17 protein-coding genes, 1 tRNA gene and 1 pseudogene are annotated in these 18,355 nt (G+C 67.7%); 11 read left to right on the top strand and 8 right to left on the bottom strand.

Annotated features, from left to right (window positions below):
* Positions 1-36 precede the first annotated feature (36 nt).
* From acs to ACOGW9_RS07825, 4 genes are all read left to right on the top strand, one after another.
* Entirely contained in the window at positions 37-2,055 is a 2,019-nt protein-coding gene (gene acs / locus ACOGW9_RS07840) for an acetate--CoA ligase (RefSeq protein WP_419910014.1), read from the top strand.
* Between the two features lie 7 nt (positions 2,056-2,062).
* Positions 2,063-2,602, top strand: coding sequence for a hypothetical protein (locus tag ACOGW9_RS07835; protein ID WP_419910012.1), 540 nt, complete (start codon positions 2,063-2,065; stop codon positions 2,600-2,602).
* 83 nt (positions 2,603-2,685) lie between these two features.
* Positions 2,686-3,861 carry an AAA family ATPase gene (locus ACOGW9_RS07830; RefSeq protein ID WP_419910010.1) on the top strand — a complete coding sequence of 392 codons (1,176 nt, stop codon included), beginning with the start codon at positions 2,686-2,688 and terminating at the stop codon, positions 3,859-3,861.
* A gap of 38 nt (positions 3,862-3,899) precedes the next feature.
* Entirely contained in the window at positions 3,900-4,490 is a 591-nt protein-coding gene (locus tag ACOGW9_RS07825) for a DUF3226 domain-containing protein (RefSeq protein WP_419910008.1), read from the top strand.
* On the opposite strand, the gene ACOGW9_RS07820 is transcribed toward ACOGW9_RS07825, so the two are convergent.
* Positions 4,487-4,897, bottom strand: coding sequence for a hypothetical protein (locus ACOGW9_RS07820; protein WP_419910006.1), 411 nt, complete (start codon positions 4,895-4,897; stop codon positions 4,487-4,489). The genes ACOGW9_RS07825 and ACOGW9_RS07820 overlap by 4 nt on opposite strands.
* A 315-nt stretch (positions 4,898-5,212) precedes the next feature.
* Between ACOGW9_RS07820 and ACOGW9_RS07815 the strand changes: the two genes are divergently transcribed.
* The gene (locus tag ACOGW9_RS07815) at positions 5,213-6,322 is read left to right on the top strand and encodes a hypothetical protein (RefSeq protein WP_419910004.1); all 1,110 of its coding nucleotides are present in this window, start codon (positions 5,213-5,215) and stop codon (positions 6,320-6,322) included.
* A gap of 207 nt (positions 6,323-6,529) precedes the next feature.
* Positions 6,530-7,384, top strand: coding sequence for a M48 family metalloprotease (locus ACOGW9_RS07810; RefSeq protein WP_419910002.1), 855 nt, complete (start codon positions 6,530-6,532; stop codon positions 7,382-7,384).
* A gap of 51 nt (positions 7,385-7,435) precedes the next feature.
* Here the strand turns inward: ACOGW9_RS07810 and ACOGW9_RS07805 are convergent, their stop codons facing one another.
* Positions 7,436-7,924 carry a YajQ family cyclic di-GMP-binding protein gene (locus ACOGW9_RS07805; protein ID WP_419910000.1) on the bottom strand — a complete coding sequence of 163 codons (489 nt, stop codon included), beginning with the start codon at positions 7,922-7,924 and terminating at the stop codon, positions 7,436-7,438.
* Positions 7,925-7,996: 72 nt separating this feature from the next.
* Between ACOGW9_RS07805 and ACOGW9_RS07800 the strand changes: the two genes are divergently transcribed.
* Positions 7,997-8,081, top strand: a tRNA-Tyr gene (locus tag ACOGW9_RS07800).
* A 7-nt stretch (positions 8,082-8,088) separates the two neighbouring features.
* Here ACOGW9_RS07800 and ACOGW9_RS07795 read toward each other — a convergent pair.
* Both ACOGW9_RS07795 and ACOGW9_RS07790 read right to left on the bottom strand, forming a co-directional pair.
* A complete protein-coding gene (locus ACOGW9_RS07795; protein WP_419909998.1) occupies positions 8,089-8,865 on the bottom strand; it encodes an SDR family NAD(P)-dependent oxidoreductase in 777 nt (258 codons plus the stop codon).
* Between the two features lie 90 nt (positions 8,866-8,955).
* Positions 8,956-9,471 (bottom strand): MaoC family dehydratase, encoded by a 516-nt coding sequence (locus ACOGW9_RS07790; RefSeq protein WP_419854800.1) that lies wholly within the window; start codon positions 9,469-9,471, stop codon positions 8,956-8,958.
* 192 nt (positions 9,472-9,663) lie between these two features.
* Here ACOGW9_RS07790 and ACOGW9_RS07785 point away from each other — a divergent pair, with 192 nt between their 5' ends.
* Positions 9,664-10,497 (top strand): phytanoyl-CoA dioxygenase family protein, encoded by an 834-nt coding sequence (locus tag ACOGW9_RS07785; protein WP_419909995.1) that lies wholly within the window; start codon positions 9,664-9,666, stop codon positions 10,495-10,497.
* 36 nt (positions 10,498-10,533) lie between these two features.
* Positions 10,534-11,118, top strand: coding sequence for a hypothetical protein (locus ACOGW9_RS07780; protein WP_419909994.1), 585 nt, complete (start codon positions 10,534-10,536; stop codon positions 11,116-11,118).
* 10 nt (positions 11,119-11,128) lie between these two features.
* On the opposite strand, the gene ACOGW9_RS07775 is transcribed toward ACOGW9_RS07780, so the two are convergent.
* Positions 11,129-12,766 (bottom strand): SulP family inorganic anion transporter, encoded by a 1,638-nt coding sequence (locus tag ACOGW9_RS07775; protein WP_419909992.1) that lies wholly within the window; start codon positions 12,764-12,766, stop codon positions 11,129-11,131.
* A gap of 297 nt (positions 12,767-13,063) precedes the next feature.
* On the opposite strand from ACOGW9_RS07775, the gene ACOGW9_RS07770 reads away from it, so the two are divergent.
* Positions 13,064-13,912 (top strand): fibronectin type III domain-containing protein, encoded by an 849-nt coding sequence (locus ACOGW9_RS07770; RefSeq protein WP_419909990.1) that lies wholly within the window; start codon positions 13,064-13,066, stop codon positions 13,910-13,912.
* Positions 13,913-14,133: 221 nt separating this feature from the next.
* A complete protein-coding gene (locus tag ACOGW9_RS07765) occupies positions 14,134-14,910 on the top strand; it encodes an enoyl-CoA hydratase-related protein (protein WP_419909987.1) in 777 nt (258 codons plus the stop codon).
* Positions 14,911-15,148: 238 nt separating this feature from the next.
* Here ACOGW9_RS07765 and ACOGW9_RS07760 read toward each other — a convergent pair whose 3' ends face one another.
* From ACOGW9_RS07760 to ACOGW9_RS07750, 3 genes and pseudogenes are all read right to left on the bottom strand, one after another.
* The gene (locus tag ACOGW9_RS07760) at positions 15,149-16,528 is read right to left on the bottom strand and encodes an FMN-binding glutamate synthase family protein (RefSeq protein WP_419909985.1); all 1,380 of its coding nucleotides are present in this window, start codon (positions 16,526-16,528) and stop codon (positions 15,149-15,151) included.
* A 140-nt stretch (positions 16,529-16,668) separates the two neighbouring features.
* Positions 16,669-17,358 (bottom strand): annotated as a pseudogene (locus ACOGW9_RS07755) (protein glxC); the annotation flags it as partial.
* A 27-nt stretch (positions 17,359-17,385) separates the two neighbouring features.
* Complete coding sequence (locus ACOGW9_RS07750) at positions 17,386-18,285, bottom strand: class II glutamine amidotransferase (protein ID WP_419909983.1); 900 nt, start codon at positions 18,283-18,285, stop codon at positions 17,386-17,388.
* Positions 18,286-18,355 lie beyond the last annotated feature (70 nt).

Genomic DNA, 18,355 nt, shown 5'->3' with positions numbered 1-18,355 from the left:
CTCGCACACCGCCAGCACGACGAGACAGGGGCACCGATGGCCACGACACCAGCGACAGGCACGAGCACCGAGGCGACGATCGAGGACTACTACGTCGAGGACCGCGTCTTCGAGCCCGCGGGGGACTTCCGCTCGGCGGCGCTGACGGCTGATCGGTCGCTGTACGACGAAGCAGCCGCCGACCGGCTGGCGTTCTGGGCTCGCCAGGCCCGCGAGCACGTCACCTGGTTCACCGACTTCCACACCGTGCTCGAGTGGGACCTGCCGTTCGCCAAGTGGTTTTTGGGCGGCACGCTCAACGTGTCCTACAACTGCCTCGACCGCCACGTCGAGGCTGGCCGCGGCGACAAGGTGGCCTACTGGTGGGAGGGCGAGCCCGGCGACATCCGCACCATCACCTACGCCGACCTGCTCGACGAGGTGTGCAAGTTCGCCAACGTGCTGAAGGGCCTCGGCGTGCAGCGCGGCGACCGCGTGTGCATCTACATGCCGATGATCCCCGAGCTGCCGGTGGCGATGCTGGCCTGCGCCCGCATCGGCGCTGCCCACTCGGTGGTGTTCGGCGGGTTCTCGGCCGACTCGCTGTCGGACCGCATCGACGACGCATCGGCCAAGCTGCTCATCACCGCCGACGGCGGCTACCGGCGCGGTGAGCCGTTCGGCCTGAAAGACACCGCCGACGCCTCCGTCGAGGCCACCACCACCATCGAGAACGTGGTCGTTGTGCGGCGAACCGGCCAGGACGTGTCCTGGAACGACAGCGTCGACCACTGGTACCACGACCTGATGGAGGGCGCTTCGGCAGACTGCCCGCCGGAGCACATGGACTCCGAGGATCTGCTGTACCTGCTGTACACCTCGGGCACCACGGCCAAGCCCAAGGGCATCATGCACACCACCGGCGGCTACCTCACCCAGGTGGCGTTCACGCATCGCTACGTGTTCGACCTCAAGCCCGACGTCGACGTCTTCTGGTGCGCGGCCGACATCGGCTGGGTGACCGGCCACAGCTACATCGTGTACGGGCCGCTTGCCAACGGCGCCTCGTCGGTGATGTACGAGGGCACGCCCGACACCCCGCGCCCCGACTTCCGCGACGGCGACCGGGCGTCATGGCCCAAGGACCGGCTGTGGGACATCATCGAGCGCTACGGCGTGACCCAGCTCTACACGGCACCCACGGCCATCCGCACGTTCATGAAATGGGGTGCGGGCGAGGTCGAGCGGCATGACCTGTCCAGCCTGCGGGTGCTCGGCACGGTCGGCGAGCCCATCAATCCCGAGGCCTGGATGTGGTACCACACCCACATCGGCGGGGGCACCTGCCCCATCGTGGACACGTGGTGGCAGACCGAGACCGGCGGCCACATGATCACCCCGCTGCCGGGCGTCACCACCACCAAGCCCGGCTCGGCCACCCATGCGCTGCCGGGCATCACGGTGGAGCTGGTGGACGACGCCGGCAACCCGGTCGAGCGGGGCGGCGGCTACCTGACCATCACCGAGCCGTGGCCGTCGATGCTGCGGGGCATCTGGGGCGATCCCGAGCGCTACCGGGAGACCTACTGGAGCACGTACGAAGGCCGCTACTTCGCCGGCGACGGCGCCAAGCTCGATGACGACGGCTACCTGTGGCTGCTCGGTCGTGTCGACGACGTGATGAACGTGTCGGGCCACCGCATCTCCACCACCGAGGTGGAGTCGGCGCTGGTCGACCATCCGTCGGTGGCCGAGGCAGCCGTGGTGGGCGCAACCGATGCCACCACCGGCCAGGCCATCGTGGGCTACGTGATCCTGCGAGGCGGCCACGACGCCACCGATGAGCTGCGCGAGGAAGTGCGCCAGCACGTCTCCACCAAGCTGGGGGCGATTGCCCGGCCCAAGGCGGTGGTGCTGGTGCCGGACCTGCCCAAGACCCGCTCGGGCAAGATCATGCGCCGCCTGCTGCGCGACGTGGCCGAGGGCCGCCAGCTCGGCGACACCACCACGCTGGCCGACGCGGGCGTGGTGGAGGAGATCCGCACCCGCGCCGCCGAAGCCCCCAGCGAAGACTGAGCTGGACATGGCGAAGGGCCCGAGGCACAGGCGAACCTTTGCCGCGTCGGTTTCCGAGGGCGACTGGCCGGCGTACTGGTGGTGGCGGGACGGGCCGGTGCCGCCGGGCGACTGCGTGATCGTCGACATCGACGGCGTGCTGGCCGATGCCTCCCACCGCCAGCATCACCTCGACGGCCCGTGGCGCGACTGGGACTCGTTCTTCGCAGACGTGGGCGACGACGACGTGCTCGACGAGGTCTTCGAGCTGCTCGTGCTGCTGAATCCCGAGCTGGTGGTGGTGGCCCTCACCTCCCGGCCGACCTGGGTGTCGGGCGCGACCCTCGACTGGCTCGTCAAGCACAAGGTCCGCTGGGACCTGCTCATCATGCGACCGATGGGCGACTTCCAGCCGTCGCCGCTGTTCAAAGGCGAGCAGACCCAAGCGTTGCTGAAGTGCGGCTACACCCCCCGCCTCGCCATCGACGACGACATGCGCAACGTCCGCATGTACCGCGACCTCGACCTGCCGACGCTCTACATCGACAGCGGCTACCACCCCCACTGACCTCGGCGTCTGCAGTAAATCTCTTGCAGTCGCCGATTTGAGGCGCGGTACCCTGCCGCTACGGGCGGCCTTGGCGGTGCGACATGCCTGACGACTCCACAGCAGACAGCTTGCACCTGCCGTCGCTGTCGATCCGCGGCTTCCGCGGCATCAACCGCCTCGACATCGAACGCCTCGGCCGCGTCACGCTGCTGGCAGGCCGCAACGGTGTGGGCAAGACCACGGTCCTCGAAGCAGTCGAGCTTCTGGCGGCGCGCGGCGACCCGCCCGCGCTGGTCAGAATCGTGCAGCACCACGAGGAACATCGTCTCTTCACTGACAGTCGGGGCGAGGCGAGAGAGCTTCCCGACTACGAGTCGCTCTTCTACGGCCGTGAGCCGGAACTCGGCACTGAATTCACTGTCGCGCCATGCCAGGAAGGGGCGCAGTTGGGCGTCGAGTACGTGCTGCCGTTCCGGCCTCGCGAGTGGAAGGCATTCACCACGCCCGACGGCACCCCGTTTCAGCCCGGTGCGTTCCTTCCAGTCGGTCCCGAGCTCAAGATCTCTTTCGACGGACAAGAACGGCGCCAGCCGTTGTTTGGAGGCGTGGTTGGCGAGAGTCCGATCGTGCGGGAGCGACCGTGGCCGATGACCAGTTTCGCTGACGCACCAGCCAACACCGGTCAAGCCGATTGGCCCGATCAACTGAACTGCAGCCGCCTCGGACCCGATGTGCCAGACAGCACGACGCTCGCAGAGCAATGGGACGACGTTGCGCTGACGCCCGGTGAGGCGCAGGCCAATTCGGCGCTGCAGTTGGTGACGGGCACCGACATGGAGGGCGTCGCGGCCGTCGGCAGGCGGGATCAGTCCCGCCAACGCCGCATCTTGGTCAAGCCGGATCTCGCTAGTCGGGTGCCGCTGCGCAGCATGGGTGACGGCGCGGTGCGGGTCTTTGGGATGTCGACGTCATTTGCCGGTGCCGTCGACGGATTCCTCCTGATCGACGAGGCGGAGAACGGCATCCATCACACGCTGCAACGCGAGTACTGGGCGATGGTGCTGTGCGCGGCCCGCGAGTACAACGTGCAAGTACTGGCAACCACCCACAGCTGGGACTGCGTTGCGGGATTCGCCCAGGCTGCCTACGACGACGAAGAATCCGAGGGCCTAGCAGTCCGGCTTGAGAAAGTCGATGACAAGGGCGGCGTCCGCGCCGTCGAGTACACGGAGCGCATGCTGAAGGTCGCTGCAGACCAAGGCATCGAAGTCCGGTAACTGCCGCGATGTCCATACCGACTGCCGACTCTCGACGCGTGCTGCTCGTTGAGGGACCCGACGATGACAGCGTGATCTGGCATCTCAACGACAGGTCCCCGTCATCCTTGGAGTTCCAGATCATCAAGAAGAACAGCGTTGAGCAGGTCGTAGCCAGTTTGGCAACGGAGGCAGTCCTCCCGGGCCGGACAGCGCTGGGCATCGTTGTGGACGCGAATTCGAGTGTCCCCGCACGCTGGCAGAGCATCGGTGACCATCTGTCAGACGCAAAGATCCAGTTGCCGCCTCAGCCCGACCCGTCTGGCACCGTCGTGCTGCCGCGTGAGCCAGGCCAACCCACTGTCGGCGTTTGGCTCATGCCCGACAATGTGAATTCCGGTGAGCTGGAGAATTTCGTCAGTGATCTGATTCCCGTAGGCGACACCGTCTGGCCGCACGCGCAGGACTACATCGCCGGGCTTCTGTCCGACGATCGGCCACCTCAGCCTGCAAAGGCAGAGGTCCACGCGTGGCTGGCCGTCCGGACGGAGGGCAGCCAGATGGGAACGTCGGTCCGGGCCGGAGCCTTCGACCTGGGGCGACCTGCGGCGCGGTCGTTCTTGGACTGGCTGCGCAGAGTCTTCGGTTAGGGCCGCCCGGCGACCGACTCGTCAGGAAGCTGAGGTGGGTCGACTGGTTCGTCGGCAGGCAGCGAGCGCAGCCGGGTGATCGCGGCCCTCCCGCCGGATGCTGCGCTGACCGCAACGATCATCGCGACGATGCGGAGCCCTGAGCGATCCGGCCAAGCCAACAACGCCAAGAGCGCTGCGATGATCGCCGCGATACTCAGTACAAACGTCGTCCTGATTCCTGCCGTCGATGTCCACCATCCGCTGAGTGTGATTCCCTGCCGAGTTCGAGCAGCGGCGGCAATGACCTCGAGACGTTTGCCCGTCATGACGCCGACTACAACGACGACTGTGACGGCAAGCACAACCCGGCCCGCATCATGTGGAGAGGATGCGACGAAGTCGATCAGGTATCGGACGAGCCACATCGCTACGAACATCGTGATCCAATAGCCGGCAGTCAGTCCCGTGGAACGCCGAATCTCGCGCCGCGAGAAACCCGCTTCTCGAGCACTCCGCTTCCACTCCTGTTGCTTGCACAAGTACGGGATGACGCTGACGATGATGATCCCAAGTCCGACAACAAGTCCGATAAGCGGAAGCGTCGTCGCCGAGCCGGACGAGATTTGGTCCTCGAGGAGCCAGCTGCCAAGCATCACGGCAAGCCCGAGCCAAATGGCGGCCGTGATCCACCGTCGCTGGGTCGGCCTGTCACTACCGGGCCAAGCTGGCAGCATGAGCAGATGGTAGCTACGGCGTTGGTGATCGGCGGCACGGGGCCGACGGGGCCTGGTGTGGTGAACGGGTTGTTCGAGCGCGGGTACGACATCACGGTCCTGCACACCGGGCGCCATGAGGTCGACACGCTGCCGCCCGAGTCCGAAGTGCCGCACATCCACACCAACCCGTTCCGCATCGACGAAGTCGCCGAGGCGCTCGGGAACGCCACGTTCGACGTCGTGTACGCCATGTACGGCCGGCTGCGCGACTTGGCGCCGTACTTCGTCGGCCGCTGCGGCCAGTTCATCGCCGTCGGCGGGATCCCCGTCTACAAGGGCTACGCACGTCCGGCGCAGAATTGGCCACGCGGCCTGCTCACACCGCTGCGCGAGTCGTCCGATCGGGCGGTGAACGATGCCAACGACAAGGTGGCCAAGATCGTCGCCACCGAGGACGTGCTGTTCGAACACCATCCTGACGCCACCATGTTCCGCTACCCGCTCATCTACGGGCCCGGCCAGATCAACCCCCGCGAGTGGCTGATCGTGCGGCGCATCATCGACGGCCGTCGCCGGATCATCGTGGCTGATGGCGGCCTCACGCTCCGTGCTGCGGCGTACGGCCCGAATGCCGGCCACGCCCTCACGCTGGCCGCAGATCATCGGGAGATCGCCGCCGGCAAGGCGTACAACATCAGCGACGAGCACACCCTGACAGCCCGCCAGACCATCGAGGTGATCGCGGCTGCGCTCGACGTCGAACTCGACATCGTCAACCTGCCCGGCGACCTGGCGACGCCTGCGCGTCCCTTCCTCGGGGAGGAGGAATCGCTGCACCGGTCGATGGCGCCCGACCTGATGATCGCCGAGCTCGGCTACCGCGACAAGGTCGGCGTTGTCGAAGCTGTCGGCATGACGGCCCGCGACCTGTATGAGAATCCGGTCCGGCGCGGCAGCACGAAAGAGCGCCGCATGCAGGACCCTTTCGACTACGACGCCGAGGACGCCATCATCGACGCATACCGGTCATCCATCGGGCACGCTGCCGAGCTCGCCGCGGCCTACGACCCCGACTTCCGGGGCCGCTACAGCCCGGGCTCAGACGACTGGCGCCTCGTCGACGCCAAGAACTAGTCGCCGTACCAAAGCCTCGCTGGTCCGCCGGCCTCGCCACCGCGGCCGTCCTGTCCACTGCACAACTCAGCTTGCGCTCGTGACCGTGACCATCCGCAGACTGTGCGCCCGTCCGATGCCCGCGAACGCGGCGACATTGCCCGTCACTAGCCTGAATCCGGGCATCATCACCCGCTCCCGCGCGACGCGAAAGGGGCGTCAAGCACAGTGCGCAACACGTTCAAGACCACGTTTCTTCTGGCCCTGCTCGCTGGCCTGATCCTGTGGATCGGCAGTTTCTGGGGCCAGAGCGGCCTCATTCTCGCCGTCATCGTCGCCCTGGCCGTGGTGGGCGGCAGCTACTGGTTCAGCGACAAGCTGGCGATCCGCTCCGCCCGGGCTCAAGAGGTCCAGCCGCACCAGCTTCCCGACTACTGGCGGGTCATGCAGGAATTGACCGAGCTCTCGGGCCTGCCGATGCCTCGGCTGTACGTCTCGCCCGATCCGCAACCCAACGCCTTCGCCACCGGCCGCAACCCCAACAACGCCGCCGTGTGCGTCACCGAGGGGCTCATCCGCCACCTCAGCTGGTACGAGATCAGGGGTGTGCTGGCCCACGAGATGGCCCACATCCGCAACCGCGACATCCTCATCGGCTCCGTCGCGGCGGCCGTCGCAACAGCCATCACCTTCGCGGCCTACATGGCCCAGTGGGCGATGATCTTCGGCGGCGGCGGACGCGACGACGATCGCAACCCGCTCGGCGAGCTGCTGCTGATCCTGCTGGCGCCGATTGCGGCGACCCTGCTGCAGATGGCCATCAGCCGCAGCCGCGAATACCAGGCCGACCGCACTGCTGCGCGCCTCATCGGCGACGGCGAACCGCTTGCCCGGGCGCTCGAGAAACTCGACGTGGCCTCCAAGACGGTGCCCAGCCTGGCCGACCCGAATCAGGCGCAGATGTACATCGCGAACCCGCTGGCCAGCCGCCGCATGGGCTTCAAGGGACTGTTCACCACCCACCCGCCGATGGAGGAGCGCATCCGCCGCCTGCGCGACGGCTCCTGGCAAGAAGCGATCTGAACCTGGCCAACAGCTGTCGAACGCCGGCCGCCTGCGCGACGCGGGCCGGACTCAGTCGCGGAAGTTCTCGAACTGCAGGGGGACATCGAAGTCTCCGGCCTTCAGTTCGGCGATGACGGTCTGCAAGTCGTCACGCTTCTTCGAGTTCACCCGCAGCTGATCGCCCTGGGTCTGCGACTGCACGCCCTTGATCCCGAGGCCCTTGATGAACTTGTTCAGCTCGCGGGCCCGATCCGACGAGATGCCCGCCTGCAGGGCAGCCGCCTGGCGCACCGTGCCGCCGCCGGCTTCTTCGACGTTGCCGTAGTGGACGGCTTTCAGGCTGACCTGGCGGCGCACCAGCTTCTCTTCCAGCACCTGGCGCATCGCGGTGAGCCGATCCTCGGTGCTCGACCGCATGTTGATGGCACCCTCGCCCAGCTCCACGGCACTGCCCGTGTTGCGGAAGTCGTAGCGGTTGGCGATCTCACGGGACGCCTGATCCACGGCGTTTCGGATCTCCTGCATGTCCACTTTGGACACAACATCGAATGAAGCCATAACCGCAAGCTAGCGAGGAAGGATGGTCTGGTTGTTGCGATGCCGCGACGCTTTAGGCTTTGCTGCTCATCTGGGTCGGTGCCCGAGCGGACAAAGGGAGCGGGCTGTAAACCCGTCGGCTTCGCCTACGGAGGTTCGAATCCTCCCCGGCCCACCAGCGCGATTCAACGACCGGCGGAGAAGCCGCCGTCGATGGGGTAGAGGCTGCCGGTGATGTAGCTGGCCTCGTCGGAGGCCAGGAATGCCACCAGTGCGGCGACTTCGTGGGGCTCGCCGTAGCGCTGAGCCGGCAGGCGCTCGGCGAACGCCTTGCGGATGTCGTCGGCGTTCTCGCCGCCGATGAAGGTTTCGAGCGAGCGCATCATGCGCGTCTCGATCGGCGCCGGGCAGACGGCATTCACGCGCACGCCCGACGTCGCCAGCTCCAAGGCTGCGGATTTGGTGAGCCCGGCCACGGCGTGCTTGCTGGCCGAATACGGCGAGATGCCGCGAGATCCGAACAGCCCGGCAACCGATGCCGTGTTCACGATGGCCCCGCCGCCCCCTGCGATCATCGCCGGCGCGGCGTACTTGATGCCCAGCCAGACGCCGCGCACGTTGACCGCGATGACCCGGTCGAAATCGTCTTCGGGGTAGTCGACCATCGGGTAGTAGGTGCCCTCGATGCCGGCGTTGTTGAACAGCACGTCGACACGGCCGAAGTTGTCCATGGCCGCCTGCACATAACCAGCCACCTCGTCGGACTGGGTGACATCAGCCCCGACGGCGAGCGCCGCAGCACCTTGAGCTTCAGCTGTCGCCACCGCCGCGCCCAAGTCAGTCGTGGCCAGATCCACCGCCACAACTGTCGCCCCCTCGGACGCGAACCGTTCGCACGCCGCCAGCCCGATTCCGCCGGCCGCCCCCGTCACGATCGCCACCCGTCCCGTGAACCTGCTCATCAGTCCTCCCGCAATTCCGGCCGACAGCCCAAGAACCAGCCCGCCGCACCAGCCGCCGACCGTACTGCCGCGACAGATCCTGCGCGGGGGCTAGTCGGCGTGGCGGCAGAGGATCATGCGGGTGGGGGAGTAGACCATCACGAGGTTGCCGTGCTGGTTGAAGACCTCGTTGCGGGTGGTGACGATGCCGCGGTCGCCGCGTGAAGTAAGGCGGGCGGCGGTGACCTCGGCCACCACTTGGAGCGTGTCGCCGACGAACGTGGGGCCCTTCACCTCGACGGTGGCGCCGAGGTAGGCGACGCCGGTGCCGGCTATGGCGCCGCCGCTGATGACCAGCCCTTCCGCCAGCGACATCACCAGGCTTCCGGGCACCAGCCGCCCGCTGTAGCCGGCGCGCTCGGCGGCGGTGGCATCCAGGAACAGGCCCTCGCCGAAGCCGAACTGGGTGGCGTACACCACCAGGTCGGTTTCGGTGATGGTCCTCCGGCTGGTGCTCCAGCGTTTGCCGACCGGCTGCTCGTCGAATGTCCAGCCCCGGTGCGGCTGGGGCGGCAGCCCCGGGATGACTCCCAAATCGCCGCCGTCGTTGCCGTGATCGTCGCTCATGTTCCCGCCCTGTTTCCCGATCTCGTTCGCCTTGCGCGCGGGCCGCTCGGGCCCGGGTCTCAGTCTGTGGCCGCGAGTCTGGCAGTGCGGCGTCGCGCCGTGCCATGGCTGGCAGTGCGACCGGTGGCACTGCAGTGCATTCATCGTGTTGACTTGGCACTGTTGACGCGACGTTGGCGACAGGGGACGACGATGAGCGACACGGTTCTGGACCGACCAGCACACGACCTCGTCGATGACGACACGATCGAGCGGTTCCGCGCCGACGGCGTGGTGGCGCTGCGCAATGTGGTCGACGACGAGTGGGTGGAGCGGCTGCGCGGCGGCGTTGCCGACGAGATGGCCAACCCCAGCCCCACGGCGCACAACTACGAGTCCACCGGATTCTTCGGCTCGCTGGATCTGTGGCGCTTCCATCCGCTGTTCGAAGAATTCGTCACGCAGTCTCGGCTCGGCGAGCTGGCGGCTGCCATGTTCGGCTCGCCCATCGTGCGCATGTACTACGACCAGCTGTTCGTCAAGGAACCCGGCTCCAGCCAGCCGGTGCCGTGGCACAACGACCAGCCGTACTGGCCCATCTCGGGTCGCCAGGTGATGTCGTTCTGGATCGCGCTCGACACCGTCGACGCCACCAACGGCCGGGTTGAGTACGTCCGCGGCTCGCACGCCTGGGACCGCTGGTTCCAGCCACGCACCTTCGCTCCGACGAACGCCCACGACTACGAACGCAATCCCGACTACGAGCTCATGCCCGACATCGAGGCCGACCGCGACAGCTACGACATCATCTCGTTCGATCTCGAACCGGGCGACGCGGTCGCCTTCTGGGCGATGATCCTGCACGGCTCGCAGGGCAACGCGGACCAGGGCCGGGCGCGTCGGGGCTACGCCGCCCGCTACATCGGCACCGACGTCCGCTACGACCCCCGCATCGGCACCGCCCAGGTGCTGCACGTGGACGGGCTCGACGCCGGCTCCACCATGGAGCTCGACCGCTACCCCGTGGTCTGGCCCCGCTCAGCCTGAGCCGCGACGCTGCGGGCTGTGGGTCACAATGGCGGCATGGACGAAGCGACGAACGGCGCACTGACGCCTTCTGACGAAGCACTGGTGCAGCGGCACGCCGGCGACGGCTACGAGATGATGGCGCCGATCATCGGCAGCGTCGCGGTGGCAGCCCCGCCAGCCGACGTCTGGGCGGCCATCAGCCCGGCTGGCAACCTCACCAACATCCATCCGTTCTGCGAGCGCAACGAGGTGAACGTCTGGGACGGCGCCCGCAGCCGCGACCACGTCTACTACTACAGCGGCGTCTACTACCAGCGGGAGTTCTGCGACTGGTTCGACGGCGTCGGTTACGACCTGGTGCTCGGCCCGCCGGGGGCTCGGACTGCCTTGGTGCGATGGCGCATCACCCCCCAGGACGGCGAGCCCAGCGGCAGCGACTTCAGCATCAAGGTGGTCGCGCTGCTGCGCGACGACGTGCCTGCAGTTGAGCGGGAGCACTATGCCGAGCACATGATCCGCCGGCCGCTGCCGTCATATCTCGACTCGGTGGTGCGCGGCGCCGGCTACTACGCCGAGACCGGCACCCCCGTCACGAAGAACCAGTTCGGGACACACCCCATCTATTCGCCAACCGGCTGAAGCGAGCCGCTCAGCCCGAATCCGGCGTCCCCAGCAGGTCCCCAGCAAGTTCCCGGGCCTGATCGAGCGAGTCCACTATCCGATCCCGCGGCACGCGCTCCAGCACGTCAAGCGCCTGCAGGCTCGTCGCGGGGGCGCCCTCGAGACCGAGCAGGATGACCTCGGTGTCGCTGTCGGCGGCAGTCTCGAGCAGGTTCTCAACCACGAGCGCCGCGCTGTCGTCCATGTGCACGGTGTCGGTGAAGTCGATGATGACCACTTCGTGCTCGGCGATGTCTGCGCCCAAGATGTCGATGAGGCTCTTCGACGAGGCGACGGTGAAGGTGCCTCGCAACGCCACCAGACCGACCCGCGCCGAGAAGCCGTCAGCGTCGGCCCCGTCCGATCCCTCGGCAAGGAAGCTCTGGTCGAGCAGCGGCACGGAGACCACGCTGTCGAGCTGCAGCCGCTCGAACTGGCGGGCAGCAGACATGGCCGCCACGATCAGGCCGATGGCCACCGCGGTGATGAGGTCGAGCACCACCGTCAGCACCATCGTGATGCCCATGATCATCAGGTGCTCGCGCTGCACCCGGTGCATGCGCTTCAAGAAGCGCCAATCCACGATGTCCCAGCCTACTTTCAGCAGGATTCCCGCCAGCGCCGCGAGCGGCACCGACTCCACGTAGCTCCCCGCGCCCAGCACCAGCGCCAGCAGCACCAGCGCGCGCAGCGCACCCGAGACCCGGGTGCTCCCGCCGGCCCGGATATTCACCACCGTGCCGACGGTGGCCCCCGCGCCCGGCAGCCCGCCCACCAGGCCGGCGGCGATGTTGCCCAGTCCTTGGCCGATGAGCTCCTGGTTCGGGTTGTGCCTCGTCCGGGTCATCGAGTCGGCGATCAGCGAGGTGAGCAGGCTGTCGACGGCGCCCAGCAGGGCGAGCGTGATGGCGGGCTGCACTGCGCCGGCCAGGATCCCCAACGACAGCGCAGGCTCTTCGAAGCCGGGCAGACCAGTGGGCACCTCGCCGATGGACGGGGCGTCGCCCAGAAACAGCACTCCCATCAGGGTCCCCACCGCGAGGGCGGCGAGCGTCGCCGGGAACCAGCGATGCAGCCGGCCGGGCCAGAAGATGCACACGCCCAAGCTGACCGCTGCAATGGCGACTGCGCTGGCATTCAGATCCAGAATTGCATCGGGCCATGCCCGCATCACATCGAGCGGACCGCCGTTCGCCGCTTCGGCGCCGAGAGCCGGAAGGGTCTGCAGGATGATGATGATGATGCCGACGCCCGACATGAATCCCGAGATCACCGAGTACGGGGTGTAGGACACGAAGCGCCCGAATCGCAGCACGCCGAGCAGCGCCTGGATGACCCCAGCCATCACGACAACCGTGAGCGCCTCCTGGAGCGTCGACGCATGGTCGGTGATGACCACCGCCATGGCCACGGCCATCGGCCCGGTGGGCCCGGAGATCTGCGAGCGAGTTCCGCCGAACACTGCCGCGAAGAAGCCCAAAGCGATCGCGCCGTACAGCCCCGCCATTGCGCCGAGTCCCGAGGCCACGCCGAAGGCCAAGGCGACCGGCAGGCCCACCACCGCCGTGGTGACACCGCCGAAGATGTCGCCGCGCAGCGTCGAGAGGGTGTACCCCCGAGCTTGCATCTGCTGCTCCCGAGATCGACGTTCCCGCTGGTGAGCGGGTTGGCCAGCTGAACACTACGCGGGCCGCATGAACCACGGCCACGTCTTGTTGAAGAAGTTCAGTCGCGCTAGCGGCGAGGGGCCGCAGGAGCGGGTGGCAGTGCGTGTCGCGTAGCATGTGGCGGCCGGTGGGCCGACTGCGTGCGCTCGCGGGCGGCTCACGAGAGTTCACGAACAAATCGGAGATCGTAATGAAGCTTCTGGGAAGGCCTATTGCCGGGGGGGGGGGGGCAGGCTAGCCCTTCCCGTTGTGTCGGCGTGATCCGCCGGCGCATAGCCGCAGTGGCTGCGGTCGCAGCGCTGTCGCTGGTGCCGACAGCGTCAGCCGGTGCTGCCGAGCCGGTCGAGTCGCCGCCCGAGCCGCCTACCGGGCTGCTGGTGGACGCGGCAGGCGACGGCATCACCGTGAGTTGGCAGGCCGCCACGACCGGCACCACGCCGACCGGCTACAAGGTGCGCGTCAACCCTGACTGCGGCGCGCGCAAGACCAAGACCGTCGCCGCGGACACGCTCACCGTCACGTTCGGCAAGGTCAAGCACTGCGACACCTACAAGGTGTGGGTCAAGGCCCAGCACAGCGCAGGCAGCAGCGACAAGCTCGCGACGACATGGCAGCGGCCCCAAGCCCAAGGGCTCGACGTCGAGCCGGTAACGGAAGCCGACGAAGCCGACCAGCCGGTACTGATGCGCTGCTCCTCGCCGTCAGAATCCGGCTGCGTGCCCATCGCCGACGCCAGCAACGAACCCGAGCTTGCCGAGGTGCTGCGCTGCTTCCAGAACCCGAGCGACTGCGAGTACGCCGAGGAAAGCGGCAACCACGGCGACGGCTGCTATGCGATTGTGCTCAAGTACCACGGCCACTGGCGTGCCACACAGGACAACACCGGATCGTGGTATCGCACCCCGTGTTTCTGGGACCCGGCACACAGGCGACAGGTCGAAGCCGGGGTACGCGCTGGCATACGGTTTCAAGCGATCAAGTGGTACCCCAACTACCCACCCGACCCCATCTGCGTAGACGGCGGTGAAGGCACCCGCAGCGCCCCTCACCCTGTCACAGGCAGGCAAGCCTCGATTTGGCGGTTCTACAACTGCCGCCCCCAATAGAACGCTGACGGCTTCGCCGGGCTGTTCCTCGATCACGGGGAGCGGCCCGGCGTTGCTGCCGTTTCGCACCACGCGTGCCATGACTCTGCTGTCTCAGTCGGACCCAGGGGACTGTCAGGGCAACCCGACCGATGCACCGGGGAACCAGACGACCCGTGGATGGCCGCCTATCCATGGGACCTCTCAGCGCAGCGGCCGCCTGACCACTAGGTTGCCGCGGCATGGGTGAATTCTGTTATGCGGAGCGCGACGGGCACCTGTTCGTCGTCACGATCAACCGGCCGGAGCGGATGAATGCGCTGCACCCGCCGGGCAATGCGGAGATGTCGGACCTGTTCGACGAGTTCCAGAACGATCCGGAGCTGTGGGTCGCGATCGTGACGGGAGAGGGCGACCGTGCCTTCTCGGCGGGCAACGACCTGCGGTACCAAGCCGAGGGCGGCGACCGTTCGGCGATGCCGTCGTCAGGCTTTGGCGGCCTGACCTCGCGCTGGGATCTCGACAAGCCCGTCATCGCGGCCGTGAACGGCGTGGCGATGGGCGGCGGCTTCGAGATCGCTCTGGCCTGCGACATCATCGTGGCTTCTGAGAACGCGCTGCTCGCGCTGCCTGAGCCCAAGGTAGGTCTCGCCGCGCTGGCGGGCGGCGTGCATCGACTGCCGCGCCACATCGGGCTGAAGCGCGCCATGAGCATGATGCTGACCGGCCGTCACGTGCCCGCAGCCGAGGCCAAGGAGCTGGGCATCGTCGCCGAGGTGGTGCCCCAGGGCGAGGCGCTCGCATGTGCCCGCCGTTGGGCTGAAATGGTGCTGGAGTGCTCGCCGATGTCGATCCGGGCCACCAAGCAGGCCGCCATGGCTGGTCTCAACGAGGCCAGCGTTCAGGCTGCACATGAAGGTCGCTACGAGGCGGTGCGCGCCATGAACAACAGCGCCGACTACATCGAAGGCCCGCGGGCATTCTCCGAGAAGCGCCCGCCCCAATGGCAGGGCCGCTAGCCCGCCTGCAGCTTCTAGAGTTGCGATTGCAAGTGCGTCGCCCCCAAGCGCTTCCCTGCTATGAGCGGTGTCAGGGGCGACGCACCGGCGCGTCAACCTACTGATACGGCCGAGACTCGAACCACTGAGTTAGGGCCCGCCGCGTGACAACTCGCGTGTCTGGGGGCCTCGAAAGGCAGCAGGGCAGCGGGTATCGCGCGTTCCAACGGCAGCAGTTGTCCTGTGGCAGATCCTTAGTTCAGTCTGCGCCGGGCACCCAGCTGGTGCCGGCCAGTGGCACCTTGGCCATTGCCGCGGCTTCGACCGTGAGCGCGGCCAGATCCTCGGGCTCCAGGTTCAGCACATGCGACTTGCCGTTGGCGCGGGCCAGGATCTGGGTCTCGATGGTGAGCACTTGCAGGTAGTTGGCCAAGCGTCGCCCCGCCAGTACCGGATCGAGCCGGGCCGACAACTCCGGGTCCTGCGTGGTGATGCCGGCAGGATCGGTGCCGGCCTGGAAGTCTTCCCAATAGCCGGCCGAGGTGCCCAGCTCGCGGTACTCGCTCTCATACGCGGGGTCGTTGTCGCCGATGGCGATCAGCGCGGCGGTGCCGATCGACGCGGCATCGGCGCCCAGCGCCAGCGCCTTGGCGACGTCTGCGCCCGATCGGAAACCGCCAGCGGCAATCAGCTTCACCTCGCGGCGGTGGACTCCGAGCTCGCGCAGCGCCCGCACCGCCTCGGGAATGGCAGCGATCGTCGGGATGCCGACGTGCTCGATGAACACGTCCTGGGTGGCTGCGGTGCCGCCCTGCATGCCGTCCACCACCACGGCGTCGGCACCGGCCTTCACCGCCAGCGCGGTGTCGTAGTACGGGCGGGCCGCGCCCACCTTGATATAGATCGGCACCTGCCAGTCGGTGATCTCGCGCAGCTCGCCGATCTTGATCTCGAGGTCGTCGGGCCCGGTCCAGTCGGGGTGGCGGCAGGCTGAGCGCTGGTCGATCCCGGTGGGCAGCGTGCGCATCTCGGCCACGCGCTCGGTGATCTTCTGGCCGAGCAGCATCCCGCCGCCGCCGGGCTTGGCGCCCTGGCCCACCACCACTTCGATGGCGTCGGCGGCCCGCAGATCATCGGGGTTCATGCCGTAGCGCGACGGCAGGTACTGGTAGACGAGTACCGACGAGTGCTCGCGTTCCTCCATCGTCATGCCGCCGTCTCCGGTGGTGGTCGAGGTTCCGGCGACTGATGCCCCCCGACCGAGCGCCTCCTTGGCCTGGGCCGACAGCGAGCCGAAGCTCATGCCGGCGATCGTGACGGGAATCCGGAGGTGCACCGGGCGCTCGGCCCGGTCTTCGCCGATCACGACGTCGGTGCCGCACGCTTCGCGGTATCCCTCCAGCGGGTAGCGCGACATCGACGCTCCCAGGAAGACCAGGTCGTCGAGGGTGGGCAGGCGCCGCTTGGCCCCCCAGCCGCGGATGCGGTAGATGCCGGTGTTGGCAGCCCGGCGGATCTCCGCGATCACGTTGCGATCGAACGTGTACGACTCGCGCAGGTGCCAGTAGTCGGGATCGGACCCGTCGAGTGCAGTGCGGTCAGCGGCCAGCGTGCCGGGGTCGTGAGGGATCTCGGTCATCGGCCGCCGCCGTCCTGTTCCTCGTCGAGCAACTCAGCGAGCTCAGCGCGCCGGTCGCGTTGCATTTCCGCAACCGCCTCTTCGCCGTAAGCGCCGCCCATCGGGATGTTCCAGCGCTCCGCGCGTTGTGCTGCGGCGAGCGCATCCACGTCGTCGATCGTGAAGTTGTAGAGGCGCCGGGCCGATCCGTAGCGGCGGAAGTCGCCGGCGTCGACCCCGCTGGCCGGCTCACCAGCAGCGGCAAGCAGCCTGCTCACGGTGTCGACGTGCTCGGGACGGACCTCCTTCTCGACGCAGTCGGCGCCGAGCGATTCCACGTCGCCTCGCACGAAGATCTGGGCCTCGTAGATGGAGTCGCCCAAGTCGGCAGCGGCATCGCCGCAGACCACCAGATTCCCGGCTTGGGCCATGAACGCGCTCATGTGGCCGACGTTGCCGCCGACCACAATGTTCACGCCCTTCATGGAGATGCCGCAGCGGGCACCCGAGTTGCCTCCCACCACCAACAGGCCGCCGCAGCCGGTGGCGCCCGCCGACATCGTGGCATTGCCGGTGATGTGCACCTCGCCCGACATGATGTTCTCAGCGAGGCCGGTGCTGGCATTGCCTTCCACTCGCACCCTGCCCTGCTGATGCATGCCGGCGCAGTAGTAGCCAACCGAGCCGCGCACCACCACGTCGATGTCGGCAGTGATCCCGCAGGCCACCGCGTGGGCGCCACGCGGGTTGACCACCTCGAATGATTCGCCTCCAGCGGCATCGTGAAGCGCCTGATTGAGTTCGCGCCCGCTCACTTCGGCGAGGTCGAAGATGCGGCCCGGCGTGCTCATGCTGGCTCGCTCACTTCGCGCGGCCCCTCACGCGGCCAGGCTCCAGGTGTAGATGCGGGCCGGCTCGGGTTCCCAGACCTCGGCGTCCAGCGCACCGGGCAGGCGGGCGATCGCGCGGTACTCAGACGACATGGCGACCCAGTCGTCAGTCTCGGCCACCACTGCGGGCTTGCAGGCAATGGGGTCGCGCAGGATGGCGAACCCGTCGGCGACGCCGATGGCGAAGGTGTAGAAGCCGTCGAGGTCGCCGAGAGCGCCTTCCAATGCCTCCGAGATGGAGTCGCCCGAGCGCATCCGCCAGGCCAGGTAACCGGCGGCGACCTCGGAGTCGTTCTCGGTCTGGAATGACTCGCCGTGGCCTTCGAGCTGGCGGCGCAGCCGGTTGTGGTTCGACAGCGAGCCGTTGTGCACCAGGCAGGTGTCCGAGCCGGTGGAGAACGGGTGAGAGCCGTTGGTGGTGACCGCCGATTCGGTGGCCATGCGGGTGTGCGCCAGCGCATGGGTGCCGGTGCGCGACGCCAGGTCGTAGCGCTCAGCGACGAGATCCGGGTAGCCCACGGCCTTGAACATTTCGATCTTGTTGCCCTGGGCCAGCACGGTCGCGCCCGCCACGTTGTCGATGATCCACTGGCGGGCGATCCGGCCGTCGCCGTCGGTGGAGAACACCGCGTGGTCGTGCACCGCCGCGACGGTCACCTCCGCGCCCAGGGTCGCTTCGAGGGCAGCGGCCACAGGCCCCCAGTCCACCTCGAGCCCCTCGGCCAGCACGGTGATGCGGGTGCGGCCTGGCACGCCGGCGTCGTACACGGCAAACCCCGCACTGTCGGGGCCGCGGTCGCCCATCTCGGCAAGCATGACCTCGGTCAGCCGTCCCAGTTCGTGCCGGTGCGTCTCGGTCTTGCAGAACAGGCCCACAATCCCGCACATGGCGCACCCCCAGCCCCGCAGTCCCTGCGTCTGTCCGTCGGGCCTCCCGCACCGTAGCGCTTCGCCTCCT

The sequence above is a fragment of the Candidatus Poriferisodalis sp. genome, from assembly GCF_965203655.1.
GTDB lineage: Bacteria > Actinomycetota > Acidimicrobiia > Acidimicrobiales > Poriferisodalaceae > Poriferisodalis.
The sequence above is the reverse complement of the archived record's forward strand: the minus strand, read 5'-3'. Positions and strand labels throughout refer to the sequence as shown.